This is a genomic window from Deefgea piscis (genome assembly GCF_019665785.1).
GTDB lineage: Bacteria > Pseudomonadota > Gammaproteobacteria > Burkholderiales > Chitinibacteraceae > Deefgea.
The window spans coordinates 3,371,932-3,389,146 of the sequence record NZ_CP081149.1 but is presented as its reverse complement, the minus strand read 5'-3'; the positions used below and the strand labels follow the sequence as shown (position 1 = coordinate 3,389,146).

Annotated in this window: 18 protein-coding genes; 11 read left to right on the top strand and 7 right to left on the bottom strand. The window is 47.9% G+C overall.

Going from position 1 to position 17,215, the window contains the following annotated elements; all coding sequences use genetic code 11:
* Positions 1-8 precede the first annotated feature (8 nt).
* Positions 9-1,142 carry a molecular chaperone DnaJ gene (gene dnaJ / locus K4H25_RS15880; RefSeq protein WP_221021361.1) on the top strand — a complete coding sequence of 378 codons (1,134 nt, stop codon included), beginning with the start codon at positions 9-11 and terminating at the stop codon, positions 1,140-1,142.
* Between the two features lie 64 nt (positions 1,143-1,206).
* On the opposite strand, the gene K4H25_RS15875 is transcribed toward dnaJ, so the two are convergent.
* Positions 1,207-2,361: an ABC transporter substrate-binding protein gene (locus K4H25_RS15875; RefSeq protein WP_221021360.1), complete on the bottom strand. Its 1,155-nt coding sequence runs from the start codon at positions 2,359-2,361 to the stop codon at positions 1,207-1,209.
* Between the two features lie 249 nt (positions 2,362-2,610).
* On the opposite strand from K4H25_RS15875, the gene coaD reads away from it, so the two are divergent.
* The 4 genes from coaD to K4H25_RS15855 all read left to right on the top strand — a co-directional run bounded on the left by coaD (position 2,611) and on the right by K4H25_RS15855 (position 5,705).
* On the top strand, positions 2,611-3,096 hold the full coding sequence (gene coaD / locus K4H25_RS15870; RefSeq protein WP_173532376.1) for a pantetheine-phosphate adenylyltransferase: 486 nt from the start codon (positions 2,611-2,613) through the stop codon (positions 3,094-3,096).
* 87 nt (positions 3,097-3,183) lie between these two features.
* The gene (locus tag K4H25_RS15865; RefSeq protein ID WP_221021359.1) at positions 3,184-4,122 is read left to right on the top strand and encodes a class I SAM-dependent methyltransferase; all 939 of its coding nucleotides are present in this window, start codon (positions 3,184-3,186) and stop codon (positions 4,120-4,122) included.
* Positions 4,123-4,141: 19 nt separating this feature from the next.
* Positions 4,142-4,306: a hypothetical protein gene (locus K4H25_RS15860; RefSeq protein WP_221021358.1), complete on the top strand. Its 165-nt coding sequence runs from the start codon at positions 4,142-4,144 to the stop codon at positions 4,304-4,306.
* Positions 4,266-5,705 carry an exonuclease domain-containing protein gene (locus K4H25_RS15855; protein WP_221021357.1) on the top strand — a complete coding sequence of 480 codons (1,440 nt, stop codon included), beginning with the start codon at positions 4,266-4,268 and terminating at the stop codon, positions 5,703-5,705. Before K4H25_RS15860 ends, K4H25_RS15855 begins: the two co-directional genes overlap by 41 nt.
* Before the next feature lie 4 nt (positions 5,706-5,709).
* Here K4H25_RS15855 and K4H25_RS15850 read toward each other — a convergent pair whose 3' ends face one another.
* The 3 genes from K4H25_RS15850 to K4H25_RS15840 form a co-directional block, all read right to left on the bottom strand.
* Complete coding sequence (locus tag K4H25_RS15850) at positions 5,710-5,877, bottom strand: hypothetical protein (protein ID WP_221021356.1); 168 nt, start codon at positions 5,875-5,877, stop codon at positions 5,710-5,712.
* Positions 5,878-6,112: 235 nt separating this feature from the next.
* A complete protein-coding gene (locus K4H25_RS15845) occupies positions 6,113-6,451 on the bottom strand; it encodes a DUF1622 domain-containing protein (RefSeq protein ID WP_221021355.1) in 339 nt (112 codons plus the stop codon).
* A 67-nt stretch (positions 6,452-6,518) separates the two neighbouring features.
* The gene (locus K4H25_RS15840) at positions 6,519-7,379 is read right to left on the bottom strand and encodes a PIG-L deacetylase family protein (RefSeq protein ID WP_221021354.1); all 861 of its coding nucleotides are present in this window, start codon (positions 7,377-7,379) and stop codon (positions 6,519-6,521) included.
* A gap of 219 nt (positions 7,380-7,598) precedes the next feature.
* Here K4H25_RS15840 and K4H25_RS15835 point away from each other — a divergent pair, with 219 nt between their 5' ends.
* Positions 7,599-8,657 carry a DUF475 domain-containing protein gene (locus tag K4H25_RS15835; protein WP_221021353.1) on the top strand — a complete coding sequence of 353 codons (1,059 nt, stop codon included), beginning with the start codon at positions 7,599-7,601 and terminating at the stop codon, positions 8,655-8,657.
* Positions 8,658-8,862: 205 nt separating this feature from the next.
* On the opposite strand, the gene K4H25_RS15830 is transcribed toward K4H25_RS15835, so the two are convergent.
* Positions 8,863-9,843 (bottom strand): TerC family protein, encoded by a 981-nt coding sequence (locus K4H25_RS15830; RefSeq protein ID WP_221021352.1) that lies wholly within the window; start codon positions 9,841-9,843, stop codon positions 8,863-8,865.
* 112 nt (positions 9,844-9,955) lie between these two features.
* Between K4H25_RS15830 and K4H25_RS15825 the strand changes: the two genes are divergently transcribed.
* Complete coding sequence (locus K4H25_RS15825; RefSeq protein WP_221021351.1) at positions 9,956-10,111, top strand: hypothetical protein; 156 nt, start codon at positions 9,956-9,958, stop codon at positions 10,109-10,111.
* Here the strand turns inward: K4H25_RS15825 and K4H25_RS15820 are convergent.
* Positions 10,096-11,712, bottom strand: coding sequence for a methyl-accepting chemotaxis protein (locus tag K4H25_RS15820; RefSeq protein WP_221021350.1), 1,617 nt, complete (start codon positions 11,710-11,712; stop codon positions 10,096-10,098). The two genes, K4H25_RS15825 and K4H25_RS15820, sit on opposite strands and share 16 nt — an antisense overlap.
* A 199-nt stretch (positions 11,713-11,911) precedes the next feature.
* On the opposite strand from K4H25_RS15820, the gene K4H25_RS15815 reads away from it, so the two are divergent.
* The gene (locus K4H25_RS15815; RefSeq protein WP_255587782.1) at positions 11,912-12,685 is read left to right on the top strand and encodes a TatD family hydrolase; all 774 of its coding nucleotides are present in this window, start codon (positions 11,912-11,914) and stop codon (positions 12,683-12,685) included.
* 322 nt (positions 12,686-13,007) lie between these two features.
* Here the strand turns inward: K4H25_RS15815 and K4H25_RS15810 are convergent, their stop codons facing one another.
* Positions 13,008-13,907 (bottom strand): helix-turn-helix transcriptional regulator, encoded by a 900-nt coding sequence (locus K4H25_RS15810; protein ID WP_221021349.1) that lies wholly within the window; start codon positions 13,905-13,907, stop codon positions 13,008-13,010.
* 392 nt (positions 13,908-14,299) lie between these two features.
* Here K4H25_RS15810 and K4H25_RS15805 point away from each other — a divergent pair, with 392 nt between their 5' ends.
* The 3 genes from K4H25_RS15805 to K4H25_RS15795 all read left to right on the top strand — a co-directional run bounded on the left by K4H25_RS15805 (position 14,300) and on the right by K4H25_RS15795 (position 17,106).
* Positions 14,300-15,304, top strand: a complete 1,005-nt coding sequence (locus K4H25_RS15805) for an ABC transporter ATP-binding protein (RefSeq protein ID WP_221021348.1) — start codon at positions 14,300-14,302, stop codon at positions 15,302-15,304.
* Positions 15,298-16,086 (top strand): ABC transporter permease, encoded by a 789-nt coding sequence (locus K4H25_RS15800; protein WP_221021347.1) that lies wholly within the window; start codon positions 15,298-15,300, stop codon positions 16,084-16,086. Before K4H25_RS15805 ends, K4H25_RS15800 begins: the two co-directional genes overlap by 7 nt.
* Positions 16,087-16,314: 228 nt before the next feature.
* A complete protein-coding gene (locus K4H25_RS15795; protein WP_221021346.1) occupies positions 16,315-17,106 on the top strand; it encodes an ABC-2 family transporter protein in 792 nt (263 codons plus the stop codon).
* The last annotated feature ends 109 nt before the right edge of the window (positions 17,107-17,215 follow it).

Here is a 17,215-nt window from a genome sequence, read left to right as displayed (position 1 = left end):
AATGCATCATGGCAAAGAAAGATTTTTATGACGTTTTAGGCGTGAATCGCGACGCTTCAGATGAAGAAATAAAAAAAGCATACCGTAAACTGGCGATGAAATACCATCCGGACCGTAATCCGGATAGCAAAGAAGCTGAAGATAAATTTAAAGAAGGCAAAGAAGCCTACGAAATACTATCTGATTCGCAAAAACGTGCTGCTTATGATCAATACGGTCATGCTGGTGTTGATCAGCAAGCCGGTATGGGTGGTGGCGGTGGTTTTGGCGGCGGCGGTTTTGGTGATTTTGCTGATATTTTTGGTGATATCTTTGGCGGTGGTGGTGGCGGCGGTCGTGGTGGACGGAGTAATGTTTATCGCGGTGCTGATTTACGCTACAACATGGAAATCACGCTGGAAGACGCAGCACGTGGCGTAGAAAAGCAGATTAAGATTCCATCACACGATGAGTGTGAAGTTTGTCATGGCTCGGGTGCGAAACCTGGCACTGAAGCGACAACTTGCCATACTTGTGGTGGTCATGGTCAGGTACGTGTTTCACAAGGTTTCTTTAGTGTTCAGCAAACTTGTCCAACATGTCATGGTTCGGGTAAATATATTCCTGATCCATGTCGTAACTGTAAAGGAACAGGTCGCGTTCAAACGCACAAAACATTGGCTGTGAAAATTCCTGCTGGTGTGGATGAGGGTGATCGTATTCGCCTGAGCGGAGAAGGTGAAGCCGGTGTGAATGGTGGACCTTCTGGTGATTTATACGTTGTGATTCATGTGAAAGAGCACGCCGTATTTAATCGCGAAGGCAATGATTTGCACTGCGAAATGCCAATTAGCTTTAGCTGTGCGGCACTGGGTGGTGAAATTGAGATCCCAACCTTATCCGGCAAAGCACGCATTACGATTCCACCAGAAACGCAAACTGGTCAGGTATTCCGTTTGCGTAGCAAAGGGATTAAGGGGGTGCGTAGTGCAATGACTGGCGATTTAATGTGTCATGTTGTAGTTGAAACGCCAGTGAAATTAACTTCGCGTCAGAAAGAATTGTTAAAAGAGTTTGAAGAAATCAGCCAAGGTGATTCAGATAAGCACAATCCTCGTGCGAAATCATTTATGGATAAAGTGAAAGATTTCTTTGCGACTTAATTCACGGAGTATGTATTAGTAATAAAAAAGAGCCGATTCGGCTCTTTTTTATTGCATAAAACCATTATCGAGATAATGCGCCAGTTGGCGACATCATGGTAATTTCGCCAAAGCTAGAGCCATTGCGATTTTTATCACTGTAATCGATGGTAAAACCGCCTAAATCATATTTTTTCATGGTGGTTAAGGCGTTATATATTGTCGAACGAGTAGGGTTTTTTCCTGCGCGTTTAATCGCTTCAACAATCAGCCGAGCCGAAATATAGCCCTCTAGCATGGCATAACTTGGATAATTGGCGATCGCCGACAGAGATTCTTCTTTTCCCGAGCCTGTTCCCATTTCATTAAAAACGGTGGCTTGAAATTCTTGAATGAACTTGCTTCGCGTATTGTATGGATAAGGATAAACTTGGCTAATTCCTAAACCGTGTGCGCCTTTTTTACCTATCGTTTTTGCGACTTCTTCAAACTGTACCGGCGAAAGTGAATACAGCTGTGATGTGCCGCCTTTCTCTTTATATTGCTGCACAAATGAAGCGGCGGGTTTAGAGAGAGCAACGACAATAATGGCTTCTGGGTTTAGTTTAGCTAGCTCTTGCGCGGCTTTATTAGTGTCGCCTGATTTGTTGTCATACCAAGCCTCACCGACTAATTTAAGCTGTTTTTTTGCGAGAGAAGCTTTTAATGCCGCCACGCCAGCTTCGCCTAGTTCACCTTTTTCGGCAACGACAGCAATTTTAGTGACACCTAAATTACCGGCAAGTAATTTGATTAATCGATCAGTTTCTTGATTGTAACTACTGCGAGTATTAAAAATAAATAAATTATTGGCGTTGCGAATTGATTCAGCGCCGCTATGAATGCCGACTAAAGGAATGCCTGAATTATCTAATGTTTTAGTTTTGATGAGTTCAGAAATACCGGAAGTGCCAAAATAAGAAATTAATGCAACTGCATTTTCTTTTTCAATAAAATCTTGGGTGTTTTTTAAAGTTCGCTGGGCATCGTAGGCATCATCACGAACGAGGTGATTGATCAGTTCGCCATTGATACCGCCACGACCATTGATACTATTGAAATAGAGCGATGCACCCAGTGCGATGGCTTTGCCGGTTTCGGCAGCAATACCGGTAGTTGGAACCGATTGTCCAATTACAATTTCTGCATTTGCGAAGCTCGCAATGGATAAACTAGCGCTAATAATAAGTTTTTTTAACACGTTTTATTCCCCTCCAAGTGTCATTCTTTACAAGCATCTTAAATTATTGTTTGCTGATGGTATAGTATTCAGCGAATACGACGTAGTAATGCGACGAAGTACCGCTATTTTGCGCATTTTAGCGCGAGTGACTGAGTTAAAATAACGCTAATGCTGCAGTGCACTGATACCGACGCAGTTTTAAAATCTATTTTTATTTCCCTTGGGTTGCGCCATTAGCTAAGCGTCCCGTTGTTTTGGAGTGTTGTCATGCGGCGTGCAGTTTACGCAGGTAGTTTTGATCCCGTTACCAAGGGGCATTTGTGGATGATCGAACATGGCGTCAAATTATTTGACGAAATGATTGTCGCCATCGGTGAAAACCCAGATAAACGTTACACTTTCAGCGTTGAAGATCGTGTCGCGATGCTGCGTGAAACGACCAATCAATGGCCTAATTTACGGGTTGAAACGTTTGAAAATCGTTTTTTAGTCGATTATGCTCGCGAGCAAGGCGCGCAATTTATTTTGCGCGGGATTCGTGAGGCAGCTGATTATGAGTTCGAGCGTAAAATGCGTTATGTGAATGCCGATCTAGCGCCACATATTGATACGATATTTTTAATGCCGCCGCGTGAGATCGCCGAAATCAGCTCGACGATGGTGAAAGGCTTGGTGGGTCCAACCGGCTGGGAAAATGTCGTTAAGCAATATGTGCCTGATCCGGTCTTTTTACGTTTGCTATCTGGCCGTTAAACCTTGATTTTGTGGAAATAAATACCACTAAGCTCATCGAGACCGGTCTGAGCTGTTAAACTACGCTTTTGCTTTTCAGTTGCTGCCATGTCTGATCTCTCCAGTTACAAAAATCGTCTTACAAAAAATATGCGCCATTGGGGTAAATGGGCGCGCCGTCAGGGGCTGACTTGCTATCGCATTTATGACCGTGACGTGCCTGAATTCCCGATGATTGTTGACGTGTATGGTGATCGTGTTCATTTACAAGAATACGATACCGGCTGGATGGAGACTGACGAAGCCTACTCAGAATGGGTGGATGAAGTTCATGCCGCGACTGCCGAGGTGTTTGGCATTCCACTTGAGCACGTGGCACTAAAAATTCGCAAACGAATGAAAGGGCTGACTCAATACGAAAAAGCCGAAGGCGCGGGCGAATTTTTTGTGGTTCAAGAAAATGGCCTCAATTTTGAAGTCAATCTGGAAGCTTACCTTGATACTGGCCTGTTTTTAGACCATCGCAACACGCGTAAGCGGGTGATGATGGAAGCGAAGGGCAAACGATTCCTCAATTTATTTAGCTACACTGGCGCGTTTAGCGTGTATGCCGCAGCGGGTGGTGCGACGTCGACTTTAACGGTTGATTTATCTAATACCTATTTGGATTGGGCAGGGCGCAACTTTGCGCTGAACGGTATGAATGAAATCAATCATCAGCGAGTGCGTGCTGATGTGTTTGAGTTTTTGCGTGAAGCAACATGCAGCCCACAAAAATATGATTTGATCGTGATGGATCCGCCGAGTTTTTCTAATTCAAAAAAAATGCTCGGGGTGCTCGATGTGCAACGTGACCATGCTTATTTAATTGAGTCTTGTATGGCCATGCTGGCACCGGGTGGCGTATTGTATTTCTCGAATAATTTACGTAGCTTTGAATTAGACCCGATGTTTGTTGATCGTAGCGAAAATCTAACGGCATCATCGATTCCAGAAGATTTTCGTAATAAGCGCATTCATCAGTGCTTCCGATTCGTAAAGAAATAGCCGAGAGCGCATCTAAAATATGCACTTAGCTTGGATTGACTTTGGCCTATTGGGCGAAGGGATTCCAAGCTTTTTGGTTTTATGGCCCGCGCAATGTATTGCAGCGCGGGTATTGATATTTAATTTATTTATTGAGCTGACGTATGACGCATCCGTTTTATCCCGCGCCGCTGGTGCTGCTTGATTTGGAAACAACGGGTGCCAACCCTTCGACGGATCGAATTACTGAAATCGGTTTGATTCAAGTTGATTCAATGGGTATATCTCCATGGTCAACATTGGTTAATCCTTGCCAAGCAATACCCACGTTTATTCAGCGATTGACTGGTATTGATGATGCGATGGTGGCTGATGCACCGGTGTTTGCAGACTTAGCGGATGAGGTGCTTGCTCAGCTACAAAATCGAATTTTTGTCGCACACAATGCACGATTTGATTACACCTTTTTGCGCAATGAATTTAAGCGTTGTGGGCGGGCATTTCGTGGTCAAGTGCTGTGCACTGTGCAACTCTCGCGCAAACTTTATCCCGAAGAATACAAACACAGTTTGGATGCCTTGATTGCGCGCCATGATTTGCAATATAGCGGCGAGCGACATCGTGCTTTGACCGATGCACAGCTGATTCATCAATTCTTGCAAGCTGCTGTGCTGGATTTAGGTTCTGAGCGCGTCACGGCCGCGATTAATGAACTGATTCGGCCTCCGGCGCTACCGAGTCAAATCCCTGAATCGGTCATCGACGATCTACCCGATACGGCTGGCGTCTATGTTTTTTATGGTGAGCAAGACGAAGCCCTATGGGTGGGTAGCAGTATGAATCTACGCCGCCGAGTCTTGCAGCATTTTGGCAAAAAAGCCAATGAAGGCCCAGCGGCGTATCTAGCGCGAGATCTGCGTCGAATTACTTGGATCGAAACGGCCGGTGAGCTAGGCAATACCCTCGTTGAGCGGCAATTGATTCAAACCTTGCGGCCAAGAATGAATTCATCAGTACGGAACAAAGTAGATCAAACTCAGTCGCTATGGCAGATTGAGTTACCTAAAGCAGTGCGTGGTGAATCGATATTGCCGTTGCAACCTAAATTGATTGCTTTGACGGCATTAAGTCAAGCCAGCGGAGAATTGTTCGGCCCATTTCGCGGTGCCCGCGAAGCGCAAAACATCATGAATCGAATCATTAAAGCCCAAGGCTTATGCCGACAAGCTTTAGGATTAGAAGCCGCTAAAAAAGACGGTTCACCCTGTCAGGCGCATTTGCAAGGCGATTGTCGTGGCGCTTGTATTGGCCGCGAACCCATGGGGCTGCACAATGGACGTTTGCTGGCGGCATTGGCCAAACATCAATTAGCCGCATGGCCTTATGCTGGCGCAGTGGCCATTACTGAGGGCCCCGAGTGGTCGACGGTTTGGCATGTGTTGGATCATTGGTGTTATTTGGGAACAATTGATCATCTTGATCAATTGCCGGCATTGTTAGCGGCAGAGCGTCCTGCATTTGATGTCGATATGGCGAAGTTGATCCGTACTGAGCTTAAAAAAACCAAAACCAATGTACTTGATTGTGCTGCTTTGGCGGGTTGATCGGCTAATAGCGGCGATATTCCAAATGCTGCCAGCAGCATTTGGCCGAATCTCCTGGTTGGCATAAAGCCTGTGAGGTGCTGGGCTTGCTCGATAGGGTATGCGGCGCTAAAAGCGCCGCACTGCCGATGGTGGCAGCCAAGCAAAGTATCAAAACCAGCACTGATTTCATGTTAATTCCTGTTTAAAACACTTTTTTAATCTTTCTTTTATAGAAAGAAATGTCGAGATGAGCAATGACCATCGGTCGCTCAAGTGACTTAGTTAACAGGCGTAGCTGGGGAATGATGGCATCCACTTTGATGCAATCATCATGGCTTGGGGTTTAGACAGGCTTGATTTAGCTGCTGCAATTGGCAATTGGCAGCGGCTATTTTGGCGTTGCGTAAAATTGAATCAAACGACGTTTAATTCTTTTTTTGCCACGGCCAGCGACCAGTGAGTTCAAGCTCCATGGTAAAGCTCAAAAAGGTGCGGATAATCACCACCAAGCCTAGCTTTAAGAGGTTATCCACGGTGAGCTCTATGGCGATGGTGTAAATAATGTCGCTAATTATCAGAAACTCAAGGCTTAATAAAATCCCCCGACCGAGCTGTTCTCGCAGGGCATTGTAAGCGGCATCAATGGTTTGACTGCGGTAAACATCGCGTACAAAAAGACATAAACCCAGCAAGGTTGAGAGTATTAAAATCGCGATGCCCAAGTATTCAACACCAGTTGCTAGCGAGTGTAAATTCAGCGTCATAACTAACCCTTTGCCATATTGAGTACGAAAAAAAACCGCAGTTTTGAACTGCGGTTTTTTTAGAGCATTAAGCTAAAATCGCTTGGATCTCATCGCTTTCACTCAGTGTGAATTTTTTGTCAGTTGCTAGCAATTGCTGCCCATCAAAACGACTAATGTGATAGATCGTTCCAAATGAGAAAGTCGGTGCTGCAGCACCTTGACCACCACAAACCTCGGCGCCACGGCGCACATTGTCTGCCATCCAGCCTGTCAAGCGAAGGTGATATGGATTGCGACGAACTTCTTCCACGTGGCAAGCGAGCGCAGCGATTAGATCGGCGGTGTCTTGTTGGCTGGTCGCGATGAGTGCATTTGGCGCTTCCATCTGACGCCAAAATTCACTTTGCACCACGGTGCAAGCGTGCTGAGCGGCTTTGAGTGCATCCATCAGCAAGTAGTGCGTGCCAATGTGCGCTGAGTGGTAATCGTTATTGTGCGGGAACACCACCACCTGCGGTTGGTATTGCTCGATCAATTGGCGAATGACAGCGACTTTTTCCGCCCAAGCACTTGGATTGTTATCGCGGGTTTTACAGTTCACATCCATTAAGCCGCCAGGGATGGTTTCGAGCAAATCCCAGCCTAAGTAATCACACGCATTTTTAACTTCAACCCAACGCTCAGGTTGACGTTTCAGACTCGAGCCTTGTGAAACAGCCACATTCATCACGCGAAAGCCTGCTTCGCGCCCTAGGCGGAGCGGCAGCGCGCCGATGATACATTCATCGTCAGGATGCGGCGCAAAAATCATCACCACCGGAGCATCGGCAGCCAGTGCCGGTTTGGGGCTATGCCCCAAAGTATCTAAATTGGCGAATAAAGGGGCATCTGTTTTTTGTAATAAAGCATTGTGCGCTTCAACCAGCGCGAGGTAAGGATTACTCATTAGAAAACTCCGGGGCCGTATGGCAAAGACAAAATCAATAGGTAAGAGTATAGGCTTTCATACTCTTGAGACCAAGAGTCAGACGCCATCTAGTGACTGCTGAGTTGATATTTCACAGTTTTTGCATGGAAAAGCCGGCGCAATCTTGTTGAGTCGCGGTGTGATTTTATAGCGCTGGCTAAACTGCGGCATAATAAGGTAAACCTTAAGAGGCACTTTATGATTCAGTACTTTCACAGCTCATTGATCGTCACCCTGATTGGCTTAATTGGCGCATGGTTGATTGCTGGCTGGGGAGGGCTGTGGATCGCGTTTAACTTAGCCTTATTAGAAACCAGTCTGAGCTTTGATAATGCGGTGGTCAATGCCTCGGTACTCAAGCATTGGGATGAAAAGTGGCGAAGACGCTTTTTGTTGTGGGGCATGCTAATCGCTGTATTTGGGATGCGGGTGCTGTTTCCCTTGCTGATTGTGGCGGTGATTGCTGGGATGCCACCGCTACCGGGGCCAATGGCACTGTGGCATTATTTTAGTTCGGGTTTATGGCCGATTAATGATGTGTTATCACTGGCGATTGCTGCGCCGCATCGCTATGCCGAGATTTTAACCTCCGCCCATATTGAGGTTTCAGCTTTTGGCGGTACTTTTTTATTGTTGGTCTTTTTGAATTTTTTTATTGATTCAGACAAAGACATTCATTGGTTGCGCCCAATTGAGCGGCCGCTCGCCAAACTGGGTAAATTAGATTTGGCCGCCTTGTTGTTATGTTTGCTATTACTGCTATTACTCGCGGCATCATTACCCGTTGCTGAGGCGTATCAATTTTTAGTCGCCGGTATTTGGGGGATGGTTGTTTTTATATTGGTCGATGGTTTGGGAGAGCTTATTGGCGATGAGGGCGCAGCGGCAAAAACAGGGCTAGCCGGATTTATTTATCTGGAAGTGCTCGATGCTTCGTTCTCATTTGATGGCGTTTTAGGCGCATTTGCATTAACCACCAATATCTTTTTAATTGCGATCGGGCTGGGCATTGGCGCCATGTTTGTGCGAAGTTTTACTTTGCTATTAGTTGAAAAAGGCACGCTCAATGCGTTTAAATATCTAGAGCATGGTGCATTTTGGGCCATTGGTGCTCTGGCTGGCGTGATGCTATTGGCGGCACGGTTTCATATTCCAGAAGTCGTTACCGGCGGTGTGGCAGCCTGCTTGATTGTCATATCTGCACTGCATTCATGGCTGATTCGCCCCTCTTCGCCCTCGAAAATTACCCCAGATTAAACCGTTGCGGTTTTCATCACTTTAGCCATTAAGCGATACGTTGTCGTCTACGCTTCACGGGTTTCATCATTAAAACTATCGCCCAAGCCAATTTTGAGCGTTCTTTTAGCGGCTTGATTTTTGTATTAATTAGAAAGCTGATCGATGGCTTTTGTCAGGGCAATAAAAAACCCCGCATAAGCGGGGTTCAATAGTGCTGCGTTAATTATTTCGGTGGATCATTAGGCTCGTCGCGGGTTTTCCACAACGAGTACAAGACCCCAGAGAGCAATAAGCCAAAAGTAACCACCAAAGACACCAAGGTTGGAATCTTAAAGGCCACCAATTGGATGTCGTTGAGGTAAACCAAACCAACTTTGATCCCGATAAACACCAAAACCACGGCCAGCGCATATTTTAAATAATGGAAGCGATGCACCATTGCTGCCAAAGCAAAATACAAAGCGCGCAAACCTAAAATAGCAAAGATGTTCGAGGTATACACAATAAACGGATCTTGTGTGATTGCGAAAATCGCTGGGATACTATCGACAGCAAACACCAAATCAGCGGTTTCTACCAAGATCAAACACAAAAATAGCGGTGTTGCCCACCAGCCTTTGGCCAAACCATGCTGCTCGCCACGCACCCAAAACAGGTTGCCATGAATCGCAGAAGTGAAACGCATGTGTTTGCGCAGCCATTTATAAAAGCCATTGTCTTCTAATTTGCCGTGTTCATCGTCGGCAAATAGCATTTTGACCCCGGTAACGATCAAGAAGGCACCAAAGATCATTAAGATCCATTGGTATTCCGACACCAAGACCGCGCCAACGCTAATCATAATCCCGCGCATCACGATGGCGCCCAGAATCCCCCAGAACAACACGCGATGTTGGTAAATCCGTGGTACACCGAGACTAGTAAAAATCAATGCAATGACAAAAACATTGTCCATTGACAGTGATTTTTCAATCAAATAGCCGGTAATGTATTCCATGCCGGAAGTGGCGCCTTTATACCACCATAACCAAGCACCAAATAATAAGCCCATGGCAATATACATTGCTGAAAGCTTTAAGCTTTCTCGAACGCTAATTTCATGGTCGTCTTTTTGTAACACACCCAAATCGAATGCCAGTAAAGAGATCACCACCACAAAAAACATCAGCCAAACCCACACGGGGTAGCCGACCCAAAGACTCATCAAAATATCCATCACTGCACCTGTCGTTATTAATCTGTGAATTCTAATGGGTATTTGATCAAATCTCCCAAAATAAGTTGCATCATTTGCTGGGAACTCAAAAATAAACCCAATGGTTGTAGACGCTAATGTGAGCTTCGGGCAAAACCAACGCCAGCAATTGCTAGGACGCAATAAAAAAGCCGCAATCGCGGCTTTGGTGAGTCAGTTGATTAAGGGCGGAGTCGGCCAATACAACACCGTCCTTAATGCTTATTGTACTTTGTAACGAGAAATCGCCTCATCTAGCTCGTTACCTAGCTGTTTTAAACGACCACCTTCAGAAGCCGTCTGCTCGGCGACGCTACTACTTTCCTCACTCATCTGTGCGACGCGCTCAACTTGCTGCGCCATCATGGCGCTAGCGGTGCTTTGCTCACGCATCGAACTCGAGATTTCACTCACTTGTGCGACAACATCATCGGCGCTTTTACGAATATTACTAATCGCCGTACTAGCCTCATGCGCCATGCTGACACCATTATCCACTTGGCGTACGGTTTGCTGCATGGTTTGCACGGTGTGATTGGCCTCGTTTTGAATCTCGGCCACCATGCTGGTGATTTCTTGCGTTGAACTTGAGGTGCGTTCAGCCAGCTTACGCACCTCATCGGCCACCACCGCAAAACCACGCCCCAGTTCGCCAGCACGTGCCGCTTCAATCGCCGCATTGAGTGCCAGCAAATTGGTTTGATCGGCAATGTCTTTGATGACATTCACCACCGAGGTAATGCTATTGGTACGATCTTTTAGGTTTTCTATTTGCCCAGCCGATTGGCGAACTTGATCGGCGATTTGATTAATGCTGTTGATGGTGTTATCGATCACTTCGCCGCCCGTTCCGGCTAAACGACCCGCTTCGCGTGCGGTCGTATCGCATTGCTGCGCCCGGTCGGCCACATGCGTCACACTCACCGTCACTTGCTCAACACCAGCGGCCATGCTCGACGCTGATTCACTCACGCCGCGTGAGGCACTGGAAAGCTCAGAGCTAGAATTAGATAGCCCATTCACGCAGTCGCCGACTTGGTTACCCACGTGAGCCAGTTTTTGTAAACTCGTTTGTAAAGTGTCGAGCAGACCATTGAGTGCAACGGCTGATACGCCGATTTCATCTTGGTTTTTGACTGGCATACGTTTGGTAAAGTCAAAACGCGTACCTAAATCGACGATAAATTGGCGCATTTCATTTAGTGGCAGGGTAATGCTGCGTGAAATATATAAGCCAAGCATAACAAATACAATCAACGACACTATGGCGATAATGATGCTTTGCGATATCGAGTTTGCAATGGTGTCGTTAACGGTTTTTTTCACCCGATCGGTCAGTTCTTCATTATATTTTTCGGCTTTCTTAAAAGCTTCGGTGAGTTGATTGCCGATGGGCAGCACTTTTTCTTCGTAATTCTGCAGCGCTTCAGCTGATTTGTCGGCATACGATAGCGCCATGGTTTCTTTACTCGCGGCGAGATAGCTTGGCAACAGATCGCGGATGGCCGCCAGATTGGCTTTGTCGGTATCGTCGTACACCAGGCTCTCGTATTTTTTCAGATCTTCTTCTAATTCGGCATGCAATTTATTGAACTTTTCTTCGGTAGCATGCATTTTAGCTTGATCGGTGTGCGCCACATGCACCACCAGATAGCGGCGCATGTCGCCAAAATCACTACGCGCACTGCCTAAAACAACAATCGACGGAATGATATTATCGGTTACGTCATAACTGGCGGTTTTGATTTCATTAAAATGTTTGTAGCCAAGGCCAGAAATCACTAGCAAACCTAGTGAGGCAACTAAGATCAACATGATTAGTTTGTGTACGATTTTCATGGTGCTTCATCCTAATTAGCAAACTTGATTCTGTTACGATAGCTGTTTGTTTTGTAAGGGCAAGTCGTTTTTGTCTTTCGGTTATTGATATTGTCTATTCATGCTTATGAAAGCATGTGGTTTTTATAATATTTGGCCACTGACTTGCCAAATACCCTGAACTTTTAATGAATATCGATGTTTTTATAGCGAATGAAAAATGATGTTTTTTGACAGCCATTGTCATCTTGACGCAACTGAATTTGACGCCGATCGAGTAGAAGTTGTCGCGCGCGCCATCGACGCTGGCGTGACGCGTTGGCTGGTGCCGAGTGTCTCCGCCGCCACTTTTCAAACCACGCAGCAGATGCGTGCACAATATGGCGCGCACATTGCTTTGGGCTTACATCCGATTTATGTAGCGCAGCATGACGATGAACATTTGGGCGTGTTGCGGCAACAACTGGATTTAGGGCTGGCCGTTGCTGTTGGCGAGATTGGCCTTGATTTTTACCTGCCTGAGCTCAATGCCGAGCGACAAATCCATTTTTTTGAAGCGCAGCTCAAAATCGCCCGCGATTTCGATTTACCGGTGATTGTGCATATTCGCCGCAGCCAAGATCAGGTGCTTAAATTCTTACGCAAATGGCGGGTGAAGGGCGGCATCGCGCATGCGTTTAATGGCAGCGAGCAACAAGCGGATGCGTTTATTCAGCTCGGATTTTGCTTGGGCTTTGGTGGCGCGCTGACTTATAGCGGCTCACAGCGGATTCGGCGCTTGGCGCAAACCTTGCCGCTTGAATCGCTGGTGCTGGAAACCGACGCCCCCGACATCGCACCGAGCTGGCTGGCAGGCCATCCACCGCAGCGCAACGAGCCCGCCGAGTTGCCACGCATCGCCCGAGAGCTCGCCGCGCTGCGCGGGATGGACGTCGCCGACTTGGCGGTGGCCTGCACCCAAAATACCGAGAGGGTATTGCTGCTTGGGGCTTGATGAGTGTGCTCTGTACTAATATACCTATTGAATTAAATGTTGATATTTACGTTGATGCTGTGCCTTGCTGATTGAGCTGGGGCTTAAGCCCCCCGTTAAAGCGAAGGCCGAGCGAGGAGCGAGACCTTAGGCTCGCGACGAGAGAGGCGACGCCAAAGCTTAGCGGCTTTGCCGCTTAGCGACGCGGGGTGCAAGGCTGAACGGCGGAGCCGACTTCGCCTCGGGTCGCCTTCTGTTGCTTACTTTTCTTGGCGAAGCAAGAAAAGTGATTCCCCGTCGCGGACTGCGACTGTAAAACAAAGTGCCGCAGGCACATAAAAATTCATTCCCAAATCTGCTGATGACCCGCGCTGGAGAGGTGTTTGCTGAGCACTTGGCTGGGGTTGTAGCCAAAATGTTGGCTAAATCGGCGCGAAAAACTGGCGATTTCTTGATAGCCCGTAACGCGCGCAACGTCGCTCACGCTGTTGCCGTGCATCAGCAATTCTTTGGCCTGATTCATTTTCATTCGAAACACAATTTTATTCGGCGTTTCGCCCAAATGCTGCGTGCACAAGCGGTGCAAATGCGTGGTGGTGATGTGCAGTTGCGCCGCCAAAGCGGCGTTACTCCAGTCTTGTGCTAAGTTTTTTTGGACGTGGGAAAACAATTGCTCTAATTGTTCGGCCCAACCGAGCGTTGCGCTGAATGCCTTGGTCGCGCGCTCGAGCAGTAGACATAAATAATCCAAAGCGGGGGCCGCCAAACTGCGGGTGTCGCCGAGATTAAATCGCAACACTTCACGATGAAATTGCCGCACAGCATCAGCCAACGCCGCGCCGTCCTGACTATTAAAAATAGCGGGTTGCGCGCGATTGAGATAATCCCAGCGCGAACTGCAATACAGCAAAAACCACACGTGCAGCATCGGCGCTTCACCGATGCGACGATAGCCGCTGTGCACGCCTTGCGGCATCAGCGCCAATTGCCCAGCGCCAAAACCACGCCTTACACCGTCGGGGGTAAATACTTCACCGTGGCCGCTGAGACAAAAAGCCAGCACATGCCACGGCGTATCCACGCGCTCGACTTCAAAAAAATCACGTCCTTCGCTAATGCCGCAAATCAAAATGCCCCGATCGCGTAGCGGTGGATATGGCTCTTGGTGAAACACGTGTGTGCCGACCATGATCTGCGGGGATTCAGGGCCGATGTCGAGTCGTTCGCGGTAAATGAGCGCCATAAGTTGCGATGTGAGTTTTTGACAAATCAAATGTCATATTGCAACATTTTCACCAAACAAACAAGTCCGTAATCTATATGAAAACTTTCTGCAGGTCATGACTGAAGTCTTGCAATCTCAATACCGAATAAATCGTCCTTGCTACGCTCATGATGGCGTTAGCGACTTTGCTGACGGGCGATAGTCGCGATGGTGAGCAGGCTTAATCCCCGGTTGTGTTATTTGGCGCATTCACAGTTTGTCTGAAACTCACCTGTTATTCATTGCGCAGCGACGCTTGGTCTTGGGTTTTGGATTGAGCGCGAACTTTGGCGGTGGGTGAAGTCCTCTTCGCAGGCGTAGTACGAACATGTTGGGTAACGCTGAGTTAGCCCGACTTACAGGAGCAATACATGCTGATTCAAGTTGAAAACCTAAGCCGTGTATATCGCACGCCGATTGCCCCTAAAAATTGGACTGAGCGTTTAAAGCATTTAGTTCGTGCCAACTATGAGGACAAACTCTCGGTGAGCGCGGTGAATTTTAATATCGCCGCTGGCGAGTGCGTGGGTTTGGTTGGCCCCAATGGGGCGGGAAAATCCACGACGATCAAAATGCTAACCGGTATTTTAGAACCTAGTTCAGGCAGGGTATTGGTTGCAGGCTTTCATCCACAAAGGGATAGGGTGAAATACGTCAAGAAAATTGGCGTGGTATTTGGTCAACGCAGCCAGTTGTGGTGGGATTTGCCCGTTAAAGATTCGTTTGAAATTTTGCAGGCTTTGTTCGACGTGCCGCAGGCGGCGTTTAATGCGCGACTCGATTTATTTCGGCGTGAAGCTCTGTTGGATGAATTTTATCATCGCCCAGTGCGCACTTTGTCGCTTGGGCAGCGGATGTTGTGCGAAATCGCCGCCGCTTTTTTGCACAGCCCTGATGTGGTGTTTTTGGATGAGCCAACCATTGGGCTTGATCTGGAAATGAAATCAAGAATGCGCGGCTTGATTCGCAAACTAAACCAAGAATCGGGTACCACGGTACTGATTACTTCGCACGATGTGGGCGATATTGAGCGGCTGACGCAGCGACTGCTATTGATCGATAAGGGGACGCTGCGCTTTGACGGCAGCTTGGCGGATTTTCGTTCGCACGCGGGTGATGGCCGCTGGTGGGCGGCGCGTTTGCAGCCTGATTTGGTCGCCGCTGCTGAAATACAACTGCGCGCGCATCATTCCGCGCTGCCAGTACGCCAGCGCGGTGAATGGCTAGAAATCGCCCGCCACGATACCTTGCCCTTTGCCGAGTTGATGCAATTACTCGCGCCGTATTCAGTGAGCGAGCTTAAACCGGTTGAGCAAGAGTTTGAAGAATTGCTGCATGGTTTTTATTTGGCCAATCAAACGGAGGCGGTATGTTAGGCATTCCATTCAAAGGCTGTGCCGCGCTGGCATGGGGCAGTGCGCGCCTGGTTGCAACCGATCGCAAAGGGCGCTGGTTGGTGACCATTGGTTATTTGATTGCGATGTGGTTGCTGTATTACCTATGGGCTGCGTTGTATGCCGATACGCCAACGCGGGCGGGGATGACTTTTAATAGCGCGGTGCTGCATGTGTTGGTGGCGCAAACGCTGTTGGCTTTTTTGCCCGTTGGTACCGATTGGCGGCTGGCGCGTGAAATTCGCTCGGGCGAAATCGCCACACAATTGATTTTGCCGATGTCATTACCGCTGCGGCAGTTTGCTATTTCCTTGGGGCGCGCTCTGGCCAAAGCGACGTATATCTTGCCGGCGTTTGCACTGTTTTTATGGTATTTCGATTTAAGCCTGACGCCGAAGACGATTCCTTTGGCGTTAGCCTCGATTGCCTTGTCGTTTGTATTGCTGTTTTGCATTGATTTTGTCGTTGCTTTGGCGGGATTTATTGCCACCGATTTATGGGGCATCACCGCTAGCAAAGACGCGATGGTGATGTTTTTGGGCGGGGCATTGATTCCGATGGCGTTTTTCCCTGCGGGCTTTCGTGAAGTTTTGGCCTACCTGCCTTTTGGGCACTTTTTTAATACCCCTGTCGGCTATATCACCGGCGACATTGTCAGCGTGCAACCGTTCTTGATCCAAGCGGCTTGGGCGTTGGGCTTTGTTGCTGCTGCAGCCTGGGCTGGGCGCGTGGTGCTGCGCAAATTGATTGTGTTTGGCGCTTAATTGGTATTAGGAAGTCGTAGGTCGGATGAGCGTAGCGTTATCCGACACCTGCTTAGGATATGGCTCGAAATAACTTCCCGATTTGAAATCAGTCGGCTGAAGCCGACCCTACGTAGGGTCGACTTTAGTCGACCTGCACAGGTAAAAATAAGGAAGTTAATAAGAACCAGATCCTTAGTCGGATAACGCCTTCGGCTCATCCGACCTACTTTGATTAAAGGAAATAAAATGCAACTGAGTCCATTTTGGCGTGCGTATTGGCGCATGGTTGGTTCTGAAGCACGGGCGCGGTTAGAACATCGGGCCGATTTTGCGCTGATGATCTTGGGTGTGACGGCGACGTCTTTATCTACGGCAGCAACGATGTATTTTATGCTCGGAGCCAGCGGTACGGTTGCCGGTTGGCATCGCGGTGAATTGATCTTTATGCAGGGGTTTATGTTCTGCATTTTTGCGCCACAAAGTGCGTGTTACAACGGCATGTTTTGGCTGGAACATTGGCTTAAAACGGGGGCGTTTTTGCGTTTTTATACTCGCCCGGCTAATCCCTTATTACTGCTGGCGCTAGAGCGCTTTCATCCGCAAGGCTTTGTGGTGCTGGCGATTGGTTTGGCGTATAGCTTATTTGGTCTTTGGGGTAGTCCTTTATTGTCTGAGCCGCTGTTTTACCTTGGATTTGTGTTGTTATTGCCGCTATCGGCGTTGGTGTTGTGGGTGATTAATTTAGCGGCGATTTCGACGTGTTTTTGGATTGGAGAATCCGATCCGGTATTTTCGATGTCGGGAAAACTCACCGATATGTCGCGTTATCCGCTGGATTTATTTCCTAAATTGGCAACGATGATTTTTATGGCCTTGCCGCTGGCCGGTACGGTGTGGTGGCCGTGCCAAGCGCTACTACGTAGCGCAAATTTGCCACTCACCGTGCTGGGTATGGCTGCTTTGGCGCTGATTTGTGTCGGCTTATTAAACGGCATGTGGCAACGGGGTATGCGCCGTTATGCCGGTGCGGGTGGCTAAGTGGCGGAGCTGTAGAAGTCTGATGTAAGAAGTGTGGGGTTTCTACGCCGTGTTTTGTATTAATATTGACGCTGATTACATGACTCTGGCCTAATTGCCGCCGTCAGTT